The sequence below is a fragment of the Streptomyces sp. NPDC002076 genome (genome assembly GCF_053593835.1).
Genome location: NZ_JBSFDI010000021.1, coordinates 1 through 15,794 on the forward strand (window position 1 = coordinate 1; position 15,794 = coordinate 15,794).

5 protein-coding genes and 2 pseudogenes are annotated in these 15,794 nt (G+C 66.7%); 3 read left to right on the forward strand and 4 right to left on the reverse strand.

What is annotated here, in order from left to right:
- Positions 1-119 precede the first annotated feature (119 nt).
- Positions 120-6,764, forward strand: a complete 6,645-nt coding sequence (locus tag ACWCQS_RS34455) for an RHS repeat-associated core domain-containing protein (RefSeq protein ID WP_451008102.1) — start codon at positions 120-122, stop codon at positions 6,762-6,764.
- Position 6,765: 1 nt separating this feature from the next.
- A complete protein-coding gene (locus ACWCQS_RS34460) occupies positions 6,766-7,074 on the forward strand; it encodes a hypothetical protein (RefSeq protein ID WP_189189916.1) in 309 nt (102 codons plus the stop codon).
- 107 nt (positions 7,075-7,181) lie between these two features.
- On the opposite strand, the pseudogene ACWCQS_RS34465 reads toward ACWCQS_RS34460, so the two are convergent.
- A pseudogene (locus ACWCQS_RS34465) lies at positions 7,182-8,174 on the reverse strand (tyrosine-type recombinase/integrase); the annotation flags it as partial.
- 64 nt (positions 8,175-8,238) lie between these two features.
- Here ACWCQS_RS34465 and ACWCQS_RS34470 point away from each other — a divergent pair.
- A protein-coding gene (locus ACWCQS_RS34470) for an IS3 family transposase (protein WP_451008103.1) occupies positions 8,239-9,449 on the forward strand; the annotation gives its coding sequence in 2 pieces (ribosomal slippage) (positions 8,239-8,485 and positions 8,485-9,449; 1,212 coding nt in all).
- Between the two features lie 31 nt (positions 9,450-9,480).
- Here ACWCQS_RS34470 and ACWCQS_RS34475 read toward each other — a convergent pair.
- The 3 genes and pseudogenes from ACWCQS_RS34475 to ACWCQS_RS34485 all read right to left on the reverse strand — a co-directional run.
- Positions 9,481-10,052: pseudogene (locus tag ACWCQS_RS34475) on the reverse strand (winged helix-turn-helix domain-containing protein); the annotation flags it as partial.
- Between the two features lie 189 nt (positions 10,053-10,241).
- The gene (locus ACWCQS_RS34480) at positions 10,242-10,718 is read right to left on the reverse strand and encodes an SMI1/KNR4 family protein (protein ID WP_450987060.1); all 477 of its coding nucleotides are present in this window, start codon (positions 10,716-10,718) and stop codon (positions 10,242-10,244) included.
- Complete coding sequence (locus tag ACWCQS_RS34485) at positions 10,715-15,157, reverse strand: ricin-type beta-trefoil lectin domain protein (protein ID WP_451008104.1); 4,443 nt, start codon at positions 15,155-15,157, stop codon at positions 10,715-10,717. Before ACWCQS_RS34485 ends, ACWCQS_RS34480 begins: the two co-directional genes overlap by 4 nt.
- Positions 15,158-15,794: the final 637 nt, after the last annotated feature.

Here is a 15,794-nt window from a genome sequence, read left to right on the forward strand (position 1 = left end):
CAGGGAGCACGCACGGTCAGCGGATGCACGCCCCGGGCAGACACCCGCGCGTTCCGGGACCATGCCCGGCTACACCACTTCATGGGACGCGATCCGCGGTCTGGCCCCATACCGCCGTGGTGACCGGGCGAATACCCAGGCAGGGCACGGCGAAGCTGGCCGCTGGAGGGCTGCCGGTCACCGTCGCACCTGGCCGGGGGACCGACACGGCGGCGGGCCAGGTGCAGGTGCAGGTTCTCGGGCAGCATCAGTCCGGGGCAGCGGGCATCAAGGGTGTGCTGTTGACGGCCTCGGCCACCGAGCCCGGTTCCGCCCAGGTGAGCGTCGACTATTCGGCGTTCGCCTCCGCCTTCGGCGGCGACTGGTCGGGTCGACTGCAGTTGGTCCGTCTCCCATCCTGTGTGCTGACCACGCCGGACAAGGCCGCCTGCCGGACACAGATCCCACTGGGCTCGCGCAACAACATCGGCGCTCAGACACTGTCGGCCATGGTCAGCCTTGGGCAGGCAAGCAGCGGTACCGGCACGGCGCGGGCCTCCCGCTCGGCGCCACGCACGTCCCTTGCGGCTGCCGTCACGAATTCGTCGGCCACGGTGTTGGCCGTGACGGCTGCCTCATCGGGGGAATCGGCCTCCGGCGCCGGCAACTACGCGGCGAGCCCGCTGTCGGCCTCCTCCAGTTGGGAGGCCGGCAGTTCCTCGGGCGCCTTCACCTGGGACTACCCTCTGACCACTCCGCCGGCCGCGGCGGGCCCGGCACCGCAGCTGTCGCTCTCGTACAACTCCGGCAGCGTGGACGGCAGGACGGCGTCGACCAACAACCAGGGAACGCTGGTCGGTGAAGGCTTCGACCTGACCTCGTCCTACATCGAGCGGTCCTACGCCTCGTGCGACGACGACGGCGAGGACGGCAAGCACGACCTGTGCTGGAAGTACGACAACGCCTCGCTGGTGCTCAACGGCAAGTCCACCGAACTGGTCAAGGACGACACCACCGGCGCCTGGCACCTCAAGGACGACGACGCATCCACCGTCACCCACTCCACCGGCGCCGACAACGGCGACAACGACGGCGAGTACTGGACCGTCACCGCCGGCGACGGCACCAAGTACATATTCGGCCTGAACAAGCTGCCTGGAGCGGATACCCAGCGCACCAACTCCGTCTGGACCGCGCCGGTCTTCGGCAACAACTCCGGCGAGCCCGGCTACGACCAGGGCTCCACCTACGCCGACCGGGCCGTCACCCAGGCATGGCGGTGGAACCTGGACTACGTCGTGGACCTGCACGGCAACGCGATGTCGTACTGGTACACCGCCGAGACCAACTACTACGGCAAGAACGGCGCCACCACCGGCACCGCCCAGTACACGCGAGGCGGCTACCCCACCAAGATCCTTTACGGGCAGAACAAGGACACCCTGTTCACCGGCACCGCAACGGACGAGGTCACCTTCAGCTACGACGAGCGGTGCACCGCCTCCGACTGCTCCTCGCTGACGTCCTCCACCGCCTCCAACTGGCCCGACGTTCCCTTCGACGCCATCTGCACCTCCGGCGCGGACTGCAAGGCCAATGGCCCGGCGTTCTTCACCCGTAAGCGTCTGACCAGCATCGACACCCACGCCTGGTCGGCCGCCACGAGCGCCTACACGGATGTGGACTCCTGGGCGCTGACCCAGCAGTTCCTGGACCCGGGCGACATCGGCAACAGCACCGACCAGAGCCTGGTCCTCAAGACCATTCAGCACACCGGCAAGAACGGCACCGCCATCACCCTGGACCCGGTGACGTTCACGTACCAGATGCGGGCCAACCGGGTCGACTCCTCCACAGACAACATCCTCCCGCTGAACCGGCCCCGGATCGCGAGCATCACCTCCGAGACCGGCGCTGTCACCAACGTGACGCTGTCCAACCCCGAGTGCGCGCGTGGCTCGAACATGCCGTCGTCCGAGGACAACGACACGATGAGCTGCTACCCGGTCTACTGGCACATCAACGGCGCCACCGAAGCCTCGCTGGACTGGTTCAACAAATACCGGGTCACCGACGTCATCACCTGCGACCCCACCGGGCTCGGCGAGACGATGGAGAACCACTACAGCTACTCCGGGCCAGCCTGGCACTACAACAACGACCCGATCACCCCGGCCAAGGAACGCACCTGGTCCCAGTGGCGCGGCTACCGCACCGTCACCACGCTGAAGGGCGCCTCCAGCGAAACCCAGTCCAAGACCGTGTCCCTGTATCTGCAGGGCATGGACGGCGACAAACAGAAGGACGGCACGACCCGCTCCATCTCCGTCCCGGGCATCAGCTTCACCGGCCTGAGCGTGGCAGATCAGACCGACAGTGACCGCTTCTCGGGCTTCAACCGCGAGCAGATCACCTACAACGGGTCCACCCCGGTCTCCGTGACCGTCAACTACCCGTGGTCCCACCTCACGGCCAGTCAGCAGAAGTCGTACGCCAACATCGAGGCGTACTTCATCCGCACGTACAAAACCGAGACCTCCACGTACCTGACGACCTCGTCCAGCTGGCGCACCCACAGTGTGAACACCAGCTTCGACAGCTACGGCATGCCCGTCAGCGTCAACGACTCCGGCCAGCTCGGCCTCAGCGGCGACGAGACCTGCACCCGCACCTGGTACGCCCGCAACGACAGCCTGGGCATCAACGCCCTGATCTCCCGCACCCGGGTGGTCGGCCGCGTCTGCTCCACCGCCGAGACCGACCTGAACCTGCCGGCCTCCTCCAGCACCCGCGGCGACCTTCTCTCCGACACAGCCACCGTCTACGACGACCCCAACGCCACCGCATGGACCGCTTCGCAGACACCGACGCTCGGGGATGTCAGCTGGACCGGACGGGCCTCCGCCTACCCGGCCACCGCCACCAACGGTGAGCGGTACCCGACCTCGTGGCAGACCGGCGCCAAGACCACCTATGACACCCTGGGCCGGCCTCTGACCGTGACCGATGCCGCCGGCTACACAACCACCACCGTCTACACCCCGCTCACCACAGGCCCGCTGACCAAGACCACAGTCACCAACGCCAAGAACCAGAAGTCCTACACCTACCTGGACTACGCCCGCGGCGCCCCGACCAAGGTCTACGACGTCAACAACAAACTCACCGAGTCCACCTACGACGCCTTGGGCCGGGTGACCGCCGTCTGGCTGCCCAACCACCTCCGCGCCGCCGGCTACGGAGCCAACTACACCTACGCCTACTCCGTCACCAACAACGCCCCGTCCTGGACCTCCACCTCAAGCATCCTCGGCGAAGGCGTCTACAACACCACATACGCGATCTACGACTCGCTGCTGCGGCCCCTGCAGACCCAGTCCCCGACCGCGAACGGCGGCCGGCTGCTGACCGATACCCGCTACGACAGCCGCGGCTTGGCCTACGAGACCTACGCCGACGTCTTCGACTCCTCCGCCACCCCCTCCGGCAACTACGCCAGGGCCGAATACGGCGGCGCGCCGAAGCAGACCGACACCGCCTTCGACGGGGCCGAACGCCCGACCAACAGCACCTTCTACGTCTACGGCGTCATGAAGCGGTTCACATCGACGACGTACACCGGAGATTCCACCGCCACCACCGCCCCAGCCGGCGGATCGGCGGTCCGCGCCATCACCGACATCTTCGGCCGCACCACCGAACAGCGCGAGTACGCCGGCACCGACCCGGCCGACACCGCCTACGGCGCGGGCGTCGGCGCCCCCTACACCTCCACGAAGTACACCTACACCCGCGACTCCAAACCGGCCACCGTCACCGGCCCGGACAGCACCAAGTGGTCCTACACCTACGACCTGTTCGGCCGCCAGATCTCATCGACCGACCCGGACAAGGGGACGACCACCACGTCGTACACCGACCTGGACCAGGTCGCCACCACCACCGACTCCCGCAACACCACCCTCCTGTATGGGTACGACGAACTCGGCCGCAAGACCGACGAGTGGCAGACGTCCAAGACCGACGCCAACAAGCTGGCCAACTGGGCTTACGACACCCTCGCCAAGGGACAGCTGGACTCGTCCACCAGCTACGTCGGCGGGGTGGCCGGCACCGCCTACACCCGCAAGGTCACCACGTACGACAGCCTGTACCGACCGACCACCACGCAGTTGGTCCTGCCCTCCACCGACGCCCTGGTCACTTCCGGTGCGGTCACGTCCACGCTGACCTTCTCGACGTACTACAACCTCGACGGCACCCAGCAGTACATCTCCGAACCCGCCGCCGCAGGCCTGGCCGCAGAAAAGGTCGTCACCCACTACAACAGCGTGGGTCTGCCCACCGACGTCACCGGTCTCAGCGGCTACCTGCTCGGCGCCGCCTACTCCGAAATCGGCGAGCCCCAGCAGTTCACCCTGGGTACGTCCTCGGCAGCGGGCACCAAGAAGGCCTACATCACCAACACATGGGAGGAAGGCACCGACCGGCTCAAGCAGTCGGCCGTCACCGACCAGACGCACGCATACGAACTGCAAGAACTGAACTACGGCTACGACGACGCGGGCAACGTCACCGCCATCACCGATCCCACCACCCTCGGCGGCACCGGCAAGGTCGACGACCAGTGCTTCAGCTACGACGGACACCAACGCCTGACCGAGGCCTGGACCCCGTCCACTGCGGACTGCTCTGCCTCCGGCCGCACCAGCTCGAACCTCGGCGGCGCCGCGCCCTACTGGACCTCGTACGCTTACACCGACAGCGGCCTGCGCACCACGGAAACCACCCACACCTCTGCCGGTGACACCACCAAGACGTACTGCTACGACGCCAGCCGACCCCACACACTGACCGCCACCACCACGGCCTCCTCGTGTATAGGCGTCGCCGCCGCCTACACCTACGACAACGCCGGCAACACCACGAGCCGGCCCAACGGCAGCGACACCCAGAGCCTCACCTGGAACCCCGAAGGCCAACTCGACACCCTCACCGAGAAGTCCAGCTCCGGTGCCACCAAGAGCACCACCAGGCACGTCTACGACGCCGACGGGAGTCTCCTGATCCGCCGCAACACCAGCGGTGAGACGGTCCTCTACCTCGACGACATGACCGAGGTCCACCTCGACACGTCCACGTCGACTGCCAAGTACTGGGCCCAGCGCTACTACACAGCCGCCGGTTCCACCATCGCCCTGCGCAGCAACCAGACCGGCACCGAGGCACTCTCTTGGCTCGCTGGCGACGGGCATGGCACCAGCAGCCTCGCGATCACGGGAGACACCACCCAGGCCGTCACCAAGCGCTACACCACACCCTTCGGCGCCGCGCGCACCGGCGCAACCGGCAACTGGCCCGACGACAAAACCTTCCTCGGCAAGTCTGCCGACCGCACTACAGGCCTGACTTACATCGGCGCCCGTGAATACGACCCGACCACCGGACGATTCATCAGCGTCGACCCCGTCCTGAACGCCTCCGACGCCCAGTCTCTCAACGGCTACACCTACGCCGACAACAACCCCGCCACCCAGAGCGATCCCACCGGCCTGTGCCCGGTCGACCTGTGCGGCGGCGGCGAAGGAAAAGGGGGCTCTACCACCGGAGAGGTGACCAAGGTAGACAAGTCGAGCCCCGTCTACCAGGACCTTCCGTACGACCATGTCGTCCCTGGCACAGGAAAGCGCCAGATCTTCCCGGGCGTATACATCAAGGCCCAGTTCCCGGGCTGGCAAAAGGTACGCGACCGCTTCTACGACCTTTGGCTCGGCACCGCAAACACCAACTTCTACACGCCCCAGTACCTCCAAGACCCTCAAGATCCCAATCAGCAGGCGCAGGTCCAGCACTGGCTGTGGATGGCATGCAAGGGCGGCACAGTGTGCCCCAAAGGCACCACGTCGAGCTTCATGCAGGATGTGGCTGGGCTCATCTCCTCCTATGGCCTGATTGGCGAGGGATCCAGAGGCGGCCTACGAGAAGAAAGCGGCAGGGGAGGAAGAGAGAGTTTCTGCAGCTTCTCCCCCGATACCAAGGTGTTGATGGGCAATGGCAAGACCAAGCCGATAGGCAAGATCAAGGTCGGCGACCGGGTTCAGGCAGCTAACCCTAAGACGGGCAGGCACCAGGGGGCCCGGGCGGTTCAGCACGTGTGGATCAACCACGACCACGACCTCATCGACCTCACCATCCGCACCAAGGATGGCCACACAGCCACCGTCCACACCACGGCCAACCACCCATTCTGGGACGACACCACCCACACCTGGGTTCCGGCCGGCAGACTCCGTCACGGCAACGCCCTCAACACGGCTATCAACGGCCATGCCTACGTCGTCTCCACCCACCCCACACCAGGCCTCGCCGACCGCTGGAACCTCACTATCCAGCAACTCCACACGTACTATGTGCTAGCGGGCGAGACGCCGGTCCTGGTTCACAACTCCGGTGGTTGTATTCCGTGGTCAAGTGGAAGCGTTTCTAGAGCGTCTAAATCCTTGGCTGATGGCGCGACGAGCGTCACGGTGAAGAGTCGTTCGGAAGCAGAAGAGCTTTTCCTTCGGACGTATCAAGGAGACGGCTACAGAAACGCGTCTGGAATGGACGGCGTTGGAACGAAGCAATACTACGGAACTAAGCGCGGAACGTATCACTGGGATGACCAGCTCGGGGAGGACGGTCGAGTCCTTGGACACGGTGCCGGAAACCGCGATGGAGATCTTCCGCACCTTCAAGTCCACACCTTTGACGGTCCGATCGTTCGAATCTTCTGGGAGCCCTAACATGCAGATTCAGGCGGTGAACAGGCTTCTCATGTCAAAATCAGAGGTCGCTGCCCGCAGGACATCTAGTTCCGCAGAGAGCGAGTCTTGGATCTGGGTTATCCCACTCCGATCCGGAGAATTCAGAGTTCGGGCATTTGAAGTTCTTCGCGATCTATTGGCCGACGACAACGACATCTACGATGGGAATATGTCCATCGTTCATGACGAGATCGTCTCGTCGATTGACGATGTTGACGAGTCGGTCATCCGGGCGGGTGTTGATCCCGAAGAGCTGGATGTGCCGTGGAAATGCGAATTTCCGCTTTAGCTGACTCGTGAGATTCTGCAGCCCCGTGGAGCGGACCTGATGAGAGGTTTTCATCAGGGCCGCTCCAGGGGCTTCTGTGGTGCTTGACGGCAACGCTGACGGCAACGTCAGCGGACAACGCCTGCGGTGGGCGGGTGGTCCGGGGTGTCGGTCGGGCCGAGGATGCTGCCGAGAGTGTCGATGGCCTGGCGCTGGAGGCGGAGTCGGACGTGGGCGTAGACGCCGGCGGTGACGCCGATGTGGGCGTGGCCGAGGAGTTCCTTGATGACGACGAGGTCGACGCCCTGTTCCAGGAGCAGGGTGGCAGTCGAGTGGCGGAGGTCGTGGAAGCGGATCGTCCGGAGCTCTGCCTTATGGAGGAGGCGCCGGAAGCGGCGGGTGAGGTTGGTGGGGTCGAGCGGCCTGCCGTTGGAGGTGGTGAAGACGAGCCCGTTGTCCGTCCAGCCTGTTCCGGCCGCCTGGCGCTCTTCCTGCCGCCGTTCCTGGTGGATCTTGAGGGAATTGATGCATTCGGTGGGGAGGGCGATGCGGCGCTCGGAGGCCAGGGTCTTGGTGTTCAGGACGGTCAGGCCCTGGCTGCGGGTGCGCTGGAGGGAGCGGTGGATGGTGGCGGTGCCGCCGTCGAGGTCGAGGTCTTCCCAGTGGAGGCCGAGGAGTTCGCCCTTGCGGAGGCCGGTGCGCAGGGCGAGTTCGTACAGGGCGTGCAGCCGGTCGCTGTTGGCCGCCTGAAGCAGTTGCCGTGCCTCGGCCGCCGTGAGGGGCCGGAAGCGTCTCGGCCGGGGCGTGGTGGTCTTGACGTTCCGGGCGACGTTGCGCGGCAGTTCGTCCTCGCGGACGGCGTGTTCGAGGGCGGACTTGAGGACCGCGTGGACGTACGTCACGGTCAGGGGCGACAGCCGCTTCTCGCAGCACTGGCCGATGGCGCAGCAGCGCCGCCGCTTCATGTCCCGTTCCTGGGCGCAGCACTGGCAGGTCACGCGGAGCCCGTCGAGGAAGGTCCGGACGTCGCGGGTGGTGAGCCGGGCGAGCTTCTTGGCGCCGAGGTCAGGGCTGAGGTGGAGGCGGATGGCGGCGGCGTAGCGGGTGTAGGTGTTTTCCTGAGGCTGATCCTTTGGAGTGGACACCCTGACAATGGATCTTGATGGTCCAGGGAGGGATGTCCAGGTGGGACGCAAGTCTCCGTATCCGGAGGAGTTCAGGAAGGACGCTGTCGCGCTCTACCGCGCCGCTGCCGGGAAGCGGACGTACGCGGCAATGGCCGCGGATCTCGGCATCACTGCGGAGTCGCTTCGGACGTGGGTGCGCAAGGACGAGGCCCAGGCCGTGCCCGAGGGCCGCGACGGCAGCGTGAGCGCGGCCGAGGAACTGGCCCGGTTGCGGGCGGAGAACGCTCGGCTGCTCAAGGCCGAGCAGGAGTGGCAGCTGGAGCGCGAAATCCTGCGCCGGGCTGCTGCCTATTTCGCCCGGGAGGTGAAGTGAGCCCCCGCCGCTGGGACTTCATCTCCGACAACCGCGCCGACTTCGGCGTCAAGCGGATCTGCCGGGTGCTTGGAGCGTCCCGCGCTGGCTACTACCGGCACCTGGCCACTGAGCAGGCCCGCATCGAGCGCCAGGCCGAGGAGAAGCGGACCGTGAGCGAGATCCGCGCCATCCACGCCGAACACCAGGGCGCCTACGGCGCCCCACGCGTGCATGCTGAACTGCGTGCGAGAGGACGCAGGATCAACCGCAAGCGCGTCACCCGGCTGATGCGCATCAACCACATAGTCGGCCGGCACCTACGCAAGAAGAAGCGGACGACGATCGCGGACAGGACCGCGCCGCCCGCCCCGGACCTGGTGATGCGCGACTTCACCGCGGACACGCTGAACACCAGGTGGTGCGGCGACATCACTTACATAGCCGTCGGCACGACATGGCTCTACCTCGCCACGGTGATCGACATCTGCTCGAGAAAGGTGGTGGGCTGGTCGATCGCCGACCACATGCGCACCTCCCTGGTCACCGACGCGATCGAAATGGCTGTAGCCACCCGCGGCGGCCGGGTCCACGGCGTCGTTTTTCACACCGACAGGGGCGCCCAATACAGCGCGGCCGCCTTCGCCGAGGTCTGCCGCCGGCACGGCATCCGCCGCAGCATGGGCCGGGTCGGCTCAAGCTATGACAATGCGCTCGCCGAGTCGTTCTTCCAGGGCCTCAAGCGCGAATTGCTCCATGGCCGCCGCTGGACCTCGAAGGCACAGACCCGGCTGGAGCTGTTCCGCTGGCTGTCGTACTACAACCGGCGCCGTCGGCACTCCGCGCACGGCTACCTCACACCAGCCGAGTTCGAACAGCAACTGATTACGTCACGTACGCTGTCACTCGTCGCATGAACCCCGGTGTCCACTCTCGGGGATCAACCTCAGCCCAGGTGTGTCCCTTCGGCGGCCTCAGCCCCTGGCCTGCCTCGTCCTCGAAGCAGATGTGGGCGCCCAGGTCCGCCGCGGTCCTTTTACCTGCGGCCATACCTCGGCCTTCCACACCTCGATCGCCTCGTCGTCGCGTTCGATCGCCCGCCGCAGGGGCACCTGCGCGGACCAGCCGTGCCGCCGCAACAGCTTCCACACGCCCTGGATCGTGTACCCGACGTGGAACATCCGCCCGATCAGCAGCTTGACCCGCTTCAGCGCCCACCCCTGGAACTCGTCGTCCCAGCCGTGCGCGAGCGGACCCCGCTTCAACTCCCGCTCCAGCCGCTCCCATTGTCTGGGGCTCAGCCGTTCCGCCGATGCCGGCCCCTTCGAGCGCAGGGCGTCCGCACCGCGCTCCTCCCACTCCCTTCGCCAACGTCGCACCGACCGCGACGTCACCCGAAGCTCCCTCGCGACAGCCTCGGTCTTCTCACCACGAGCGAACCGCTCGGCCGCCTCAAGGCGCACCTGCTCCCGCTTTTCCTGCTGCTTGGGCGTCAACCCGCCCCCATGCGCGTACCGCATGACGACGTCGTACCGCAACGATCAAGAACCGTCACGGGCCACCGGACTCCACGAGTTCAACCTGAGTAGCTGTATTGCTCTGGAGCGTCGCTGCCGGAGCAGCGAAATCCACGCCGGGCACCTGGCGCGGGCAAGGGTCCGCACGCGCTGCATACGGACCCTTGCCTGATGTCGATCTTCCGGGGGAACTCAGCTCAGGTTCTGACGGCACTCACTGAGCGCGAACTCTCCGAAATTGTCGGCGATTTTCTCCATGAGGCCGCCCTCCGGGACACCCGGGTTCCACGCGAAGACCGGGTACTCGCCGTCCTGGTCCGGTCGGGAGGTGTCAAGCACAACGACGCCCAGGACGTCGTCGTGCTTGACGACCAAGAACCGGTGCGGAAGGCCCAGCTGAGCACGGTCCTCCAGGGTGTACGCGGATGACCCCAACAGCTCTTCTCCCCTCGCGGGGGTCTGGTACACACCAGGAAACTCGGCAGGCGGAATCTCCCACGTACCGAATGCCTCGATCAGACGCCGATACGAGGGCGGGAAGTCGAGAGCCATCTCAGCCTCCGCCCGTGCGATTACCTCCGGCGAGCAGCCATCGCCATGATGAGCCAGGTCCTCGTTCTCACGCACGAGGCTGATCACCTGTTCGGCTGCCTGCAGGCCGCTCGTCATTCGAAGTCCTTCGCCCTGCTCTTCCAATATTCCTTCTTCCACTTCTCAAACTCAGGCCGGTCGATCCCGCTGGGGATCTTGGTCCCTGACTTCCAGTGCAGTTTGCCGTAATTGTCGAAGTGCATCGCATCTGTTACCTCGGCAATCGGGCCGTCCTGTGTCTGCAGCATGTGGTGGAGGTTCAGAGGCTTGTCCTTCCCTCCGCTCGCAGCCCTGCCCGTACCCATCGGGGCAAGCCCCTGCTGCATCCGCTTCAGGTTAGTCCGACCATAGGGATCCTCGGGCGAAACGTAGTCGGGGTTGATCAGGTCGTCCCGCTGGTAGACGCGCTGACCTTCGAAGTCGGTCAGCTTCCAGAACTTACACGGGGGTCCCGAGGCCGCTGCAATCCGTGCTCTTGTAGAAGCGGTACTCCCGGACCTGAGCCCGGACAGGACGACTTCCTCACAGGCGACCTGGATGTCCTTCTCGTACGCCTCCACCGTGCGCCCGATGTCGGCGAGCGTGGCCGGATTCACCTTGTCCAGCGTCTTGAGTGCCCGGAAGGCGTCCTCGATTTCGATCCCGGTGCGCAGCGAGGCGTCAACGGCCTTGATGGCGTCGGTGATGGCTTTGATCGCCTTGCCCTGAAAGAGGGAGGCGATGTCGAAGGTGGCCCAGGCACAGTCGCCCCAGCTGCCTCCGTTGCCGGTCAACTTCTCGCCGCACCCGATGAAGTCACCCAGCAGGACCTCGACGGGGTCGATGCCCGAGTTGAAGTCCACCGCAGAGATGGTGTGCGTGACTGTGTTGTACTGGTCCGGGATGACCTGCGTGTCGATGTACAGCGTCTCCCAGTCCGGGCATCCGGTGACAGGGATTTCCGCCAGTGTGCACAGGTAGATGTCCAGCTTCACATTGAAGTGGATCTTCGCCGTGATGACGCAGTCCCCGAAGTGAACGATCGGATTGCAGTTCTTTTTGTCAACGACCTCCGGTTTCCCGATTGGTTCGATTTTTTCACTCCAGAACACGCTGCCTATGCCGGATGCGGCGCCGTCCGAGATCCGCTGGGCGTTCTTCTTGCGTTCGGTGCTGTCGGCGGTGTCCTGGGCTTCCTTGGCGTATTTGTCGGCGTCCTTGGCGGCTTGTTCGGCTTCGGCGGCGGCGGTGTCGGCGCGGTCGGCGGCGGCGCGGGCGTCCTTGGCGTCCTGTTCGGCCTGGGCGGCTGCGGAGCGGGCGGCGTCGGCGTCGAGTTCCGCCGCATCCGCCGAGTTGCGCGCGTCCTTGGCGTAGCCGTCGGCGGTGTCGGCGGCCTTGTCGGCGGCTGCGGCGTCGTCGGCGGCCTGTTTGTCGTAGTCGATGGTGCGGGCCAGGGAGGCTGAGGCGGCTGCTGCGGCCTTGGCGTCGTCGGCGGCGTAGCCGAGGGCCTGCTTGGAGTAGGTGCGGGCGTCGGCCGCGTACTGGGCGGCGTTCGCGGCGTGCTGGTAGGCCTCCTTGGCGTCTCCCTTGGCCTGGTCGGCGAGGTCCTTGGCCGCCTGGGCCTCGGCGGCCGCGTTCTTGGCGTGGGCGTCGGCGACGGCCTGCTGCTGGTCGGCGATGGACTTGGAGGCCTGTCCGGTCAGCACGACGAGGCCGGCGGCGGAGTCGGTGTCGGCGTAGGCCGAGCCGAGCTGGACGGCGTCGTTGGCCGGGTCGGCGACCTGCTCGGCTGCCTTGCCCGCGTCGACGGCGGCCTGGGCGGTGACGTGGGCGTAGCCGGCGGCCTTGGCGGAGGCGGCGAGTGCCTTGCCGGCCTCCGTGTTCGCCTGGTCGGCCTGGGCCTTGGCGTCCTTGGCGTGTTGTTCAGCCTCGTTGGCGAGCTTGACAGCCGTCTTGGCCTGGTCGGCGGCGTCCTGGGAGGCCTTGATGGCGTCGGCGGCGGCGCTGGTGGCGGTCTTGACCGCCGCGTCTGCCTTCAGCTTGTCCGCCTGCGCGGCGTCCGCGTCGGAGCGGGCTCGTTTGGCGGCTGCTTCGGCGCGGGTGGCCGCGGCGTCGGCGTCGGCTGCCGCCTGGGTGGCAGCATCGGCATCTGCGCGGGCCTTCTTCGCCGCGCTCTCGGCGTCGTCGGCGGCCTTGTCCGCGTCGTTCGCGGCGGAGCGGGCGGCGGTCGCCGCGTCTCCGGAGTCCAGGGAGTCGGCGTAGGCGTCCTTGGCGTCGGCCTTGGCGCGGGCCGCGTCCGCCTTCTGCTCGGCGTCCCAGGCGTCGTCCCGCTTGGCCTTGGCGTTATCGCTGGCCGCGGTCGCCGCATCCCGCTTGTCCTCGGCGGTCTTCTCCGTGGCGTCGGCCTTGTCCTTGGCGTCCTTGGCCTTGCCTGCCTGGTCCTCGGCGTTCGCCTTGTCCTGCGCGGCCTCGGCCTGTTTCGCGGCGGCCGTCTCCTTCTGCGCCTTGGCCGTCTTCTCCTCGGCCTCCGCGGCGAGCCGCTTGGCGTGGGCGTCGGCGGCGGCCGCCTTCGCGTCGCCCTCGGCCGTCAGGGCGTCGGCGAGCTTGGCCTCCGCCGTCTCCTTGTCCTTCTCGGCGTTGTCCCGGTGGACCTTCGCCGCGTCGGCGGCGGCCTTGGCCTGCTCCTCGGCCGCCTTGGCGGCCTCCTTGCGGAACTCCGCCTTGGCCTGCGCGGCCTGGGCGAGCGCGCGCTGGGCGATGGTGGCACTGTCACCGGCCGAGGCGCGGGTGGCGGCCTCGGCCGTCTCGCCCGCCTTCTCCATCGCCGTCAGCGCGGCCACGGCACCCCGGGTGACCTGCGCCTTCTGCTGACCGACCAGCAGTCCACGGCCCCGCGGCGCACCCTGCGTGTCCGCGATGCCGTACGCGGCCTGCAGTGCGGTGTCCGAGCTGGTTCCGGCCGTCTGCGCGGCGGTCAGCTGGACCTTGAGAACGGCCAGTTGCTTCTTCGCGCCGGCCTGGGCCGCGGTGACGCCAGCCTTGGCCTGGTCGAACTGGGCCTTGTTCGGATAGTCCAGCTTGTCGCTGCCGTCGTGGCCCTGGGGGACGATGCGGATCTTCTGCGCGTCGGTGCCGTTGCACGTGTACAGCTGGGCGTCGTTGCCGTTGGTGAAGGTGTGCAGGTCCAGGCACTTGTCGGTGGCGGCATTGCGCAGCTCACCGGCGGCGCGGACATCGAAGTCCCACTGCTGGGCCGGGCTGCCGTTGCACGCCCACAGCTGGATCTTCGTGCCGTTGGCGTTGTCGCCGCTCTTCACGTCCAGGCACTTGCGCGCGTTGGTGTTGTAGAGGGCGTAGCCGCCGTCGTACAGGCCCCCGAGCTTCCACTCCTGGGCGGCGCTGTCGTTGCAGGTGTAGATCTGCACCGCCGTGCCGTTGGCCGTCCCGCCGCCCTGCACGTCCAGGCACTTGCCCTTGGCCGCCTCGACCCTCATGGTCAGCGACGAGTCACCGATCCAGCCGATACCGCCCGGGGACCAGTAGTCCTGCCAGCGCGTGAGGTGGTCGGCAACCCAGGACTGCCCCAGCATGTCGCTGAGCGCCTTGGCGCCCTTGGCGAGTGCGTCGACGGCGGTCTCGTTGGCGCCCAGGATCTGGTTGCGCTGCGTGGCCTGGGAGGAGACCTCCTGCTGCCACTCGCCGGCCGCCGTGGACGTGATGTCGCCCAGCACGTTGTCCGGGTCCAGCGGATCACGCCAACCACACGCCGCGAACCGGGACTTCACGTCCTCCACCGCTATGCGGTACTCCGGCGTCCCCGGCTGCGGAGCACTACGCGGGAAACCACCCGAGGACAGGAAGATCCGCGCGTCATCCGCGCCCGCGTTCGTGGCCGGGCCGCCGTGCATCCACTGGAACGCGTTGTGCTCGGCCAGCGCCCGGTTCCACTCCTGCTGAGTCGTCCCGGTCGGGTCCGGATCCTTGCCGTAGAGCGGATTGCCCACGGCGTCGACGGCCTTCAGGGACGCGTCGTCGGCCTTCGGAGTGTCGTCTTGGTAGAAGTCGTCGTCCTTCTGCCAGAACCGGTCGGCGACCCACTTGCCCAGACCTGTCTGGTTGTAGAAGCTCTGCTCGCCGTCGGGCGGCCAGTGGAACGCGGCGTCCGTGAATCCAGCCGGGGTCACCAGGCCGTCGAGAGGCTTCTTCCAGCCGTCGCGCTGAGCGGCCAGATCGTCCATCTGCTTGCTCGCCGCGTCCCGGTCCTTCTGGTACGCCACAGCCAGCGGCGTCTTCTCCCAGCTCTTCCGGTCCGCCAGGACATGGAGTTTGTCCGCGGGCTGGTTCAGGCCGTCCTGAGCGGTCGCGGACATCGACGGCCCGCCGAGCCGCAGTACGTCGGTCATCAGGCACTGGTCCTGCCGCAACTGCTCGGCGGCCGTGTCCTGGTACCAGGGATAGGAATCGTCCGCCGGTTCGGCGTGCAGCCGGGACGGACCCGGCTGCACCGCGACACCCGCCACAACAGCCAGCGCGGCCACGGAGGTTACGGCGGAGGTGAACTTCCCTGGTCTTCGTGATCCGCGCAGGCGGAACCAAGGCGTGGAGCGCAAAAGAGCGGTCCCTTTCTTCCTCAGGGGGGATGCGCCGGGTGGAAGCCGACGATCCGGGAGCAGGGAACGCTCTTACTGGCTGGCGCGTACGAACGGTCGGTACGACGGCATGGCGAAGCAACCTCTCCCCGTGAGCGACGGTGTTCCCCCGGTCGCTGAGTGACGTGCGCCCAGACGTGGATTGGTCATGATCCCGTCATGCGCGGCTTTACCTTACGCATACACCGACGGGCCCGTACAGACGTTCACTTCCGAAGGCGCGAGGATGCTGGCCTGAAGTCGCCGCACCGGCCAGGCCCCGAAGAAGGCGGGAAGAACGCGGCCCTAAAAGGAGATTCCACGATCTTCTTGTGTAGCTCCTGTGTGTATGGATGGAAGGAGCGGGCTCATCAACCGACAGGAGATGGCCGGATTCCGTCCCCCAGCGCGCACCTCGCTGAACAGCACTCCGTCCGGTCAGTAGAGCCGGGCCGGCCACAGGCCTGCCCGCCGAACCGTCGTTGCCTACAACACCGTATTCACGGGCGAACCGGTTGGCCTCCGCGACCGACCCGCACAGCGCCCG